Below are 1,867 nucleotides of genomic sequence, written 5' to 3' on the forward strand. Positions count from 1 at the left end.
TTAGGAAGTAGAAATAAAGACTTATTAATATATGAAGAAGAATTAAAAAAGGTTGCAGGAAATCTTTATGTTGCAACTGATGATGGATCATATGGATTTAATGGTAGAGTTACTGATTGTTTAACAGATTTAGTTAAGAATCAAGGCAAAAAATATGATCATGCAATTGTTATTGGACCAATGATTATGATGAAGTTTATGGCTGGTTTAACTAAAGAGCTAGAAATTCCAACTACAGTAAGCTTAAATCCAATAATGGTAGATGGTACAGGCATGTGTGGTGCTTGCAGAGTTACTGTTGGAGGAGAAGTTAAATTTGCTTGTGTTGATGGACCAGAATTTGATGGACATTTAGTAAATTATGATGAATCAATGAGAAGACAAACCATGTATAAGACTGAAGAAGGAAAAGCTCAGTTAAAAGTAGAAGAAGGAAATACTCATAGTCATGGTGGCTGTGGTTGCAGAGGTGATAAATAATGGATATGAGAGATAGAATGGTTAGAATACCAGTAAGAGAACAAGATCCAAAGGTTAGAGCTACAAATTTTGAAGAAGTTTGTATAGGATATAATGAAGAAGAAGCCGTAAAAGAAGCTGCAAGATGTTTAAATTGCAAAAATCCTAAGTGTATAGAAGGATGTCCAGTAGCTATTAATATTCCAGGATTTGTTTCACATGTTAAAGATGGTGAATTTGAAAATGCTGCAAAGGAAATTGCAAAATATAGTGCACTTCCAGCAGTATGTGGAAGAGTTTGTCCACAAGAAAAGCAATGTGAAGGAAAATGTGTTTTAGGAATAAAAGGAGAATCAGTATCTATTGGTAAGCTTGAAAGATTTACAGCAGATTGGGGAGCATCACATAAGGTTGATTTAAGTAAAACTGCACCTAAAAATGGAATTAAAGTTGCAGTTGTAGGAAGTGGTCCATCAGGATTAACTTGCGCTGGAGACTTAGCTAAAAAAGGATATGAAGTTACTATATTTGAAGCACTTCATAAAGCTGGCGGAGTTTTAGAATATGGAATTCCAGAATTCAGACTTCCAAAAGAGAAAGTTGTTAAAAATGAAGTTGATAATATAAGAAAGCTTGGAGTTAAAATTGAAACTAATGTTATTATAGGAAGAACTATAACAGTAGATGAATTATTTGATGAAGAAGGATTTAAGGCAGTATTTATTGGTTCAGGAGCAGGACTTCCTAAATTTATGGGAATTAATGGAGAAAATGCAAATGGAGTATGTTCTGCAAATGAATTCCTAACAAGAGTTAACTTAATGAAAGCAGCTGTTGATGGATATGATACACCAGTTAAGCTAGGTAAAAAAATCGCAGTAGTTGGTGGTGGAAATGTTGCTATGGATGCAGCAAGAACTGCTTTAAGACTTGGAGCTGAAAGTCACATAGTTTACAGAAGAAGTGAATCAGAACTTCCAGCAAGAGTTGAAGAAGTACATCATGCTAAAGAAGAAGGAATAATATTTGATTTATTAACTAATCCAAAAGAAATATTAGTAGACGAAAATGGATGGGTTAAGGGAATGAAATGCATAAAGATGGAACTTGGAGAACCAGATGCATCTGGAAGAAGAAGTCCAGTAGAAATTGAAGGTTCAGAGTATGTTATGGATGTAGATACAGTAATAATGTCTCTAGGAACATCACCAAATCCATTAATATCTTCAACTACTAAGGGTTTAAACATAAATAAGAGAAGATGTATAATAGCTGAAGATGAAACTGGATTAACATCTAAAGAAGGTGTTTATGCTGGTGGAGATGCAGTTACAGGAGCAGCCACAGTAATACTTGCTATGGGTGCTGGTAAAAAAGCTGCACAAGCTATAGATGAATATTTAACTAA

General features: G+C 34.0%; 2 protein-coding genes. Both read left to right on the forward strand.

The annotated features are described in order from the left end of the window. Positions 1-480, forward strand: a 480-nt coding sequence (locus BM027_RS17785; RefSeq protein WP_139209566.1) for a sulfide/dihydroorotate dehydrogenase-like FAD/NAD-binding protein, incomplete at its 5' end; no start/stop codon positions are given. After that, positions 480-1,867, forward strand: a 1,388-nt coding sequence (gltA, locus tag BM027_RS17790; protein WP_090094507.1) for an NADPH-dependent glutamate synthase, incomplete at its 3' end; no start/stop codon positions are given. The genes BM027_RS17785 and gltA, both read left to right, overlap by 1 nt.

The organism is Clostridium uliginosum (assembly GCF_900112485.1).
GTDB classification, from domain to species: Bacteria; Bacillota; Clostridia; order Clostridiales; family Clostridiaceae; genus Clostridium; species Clostridium uliginosum.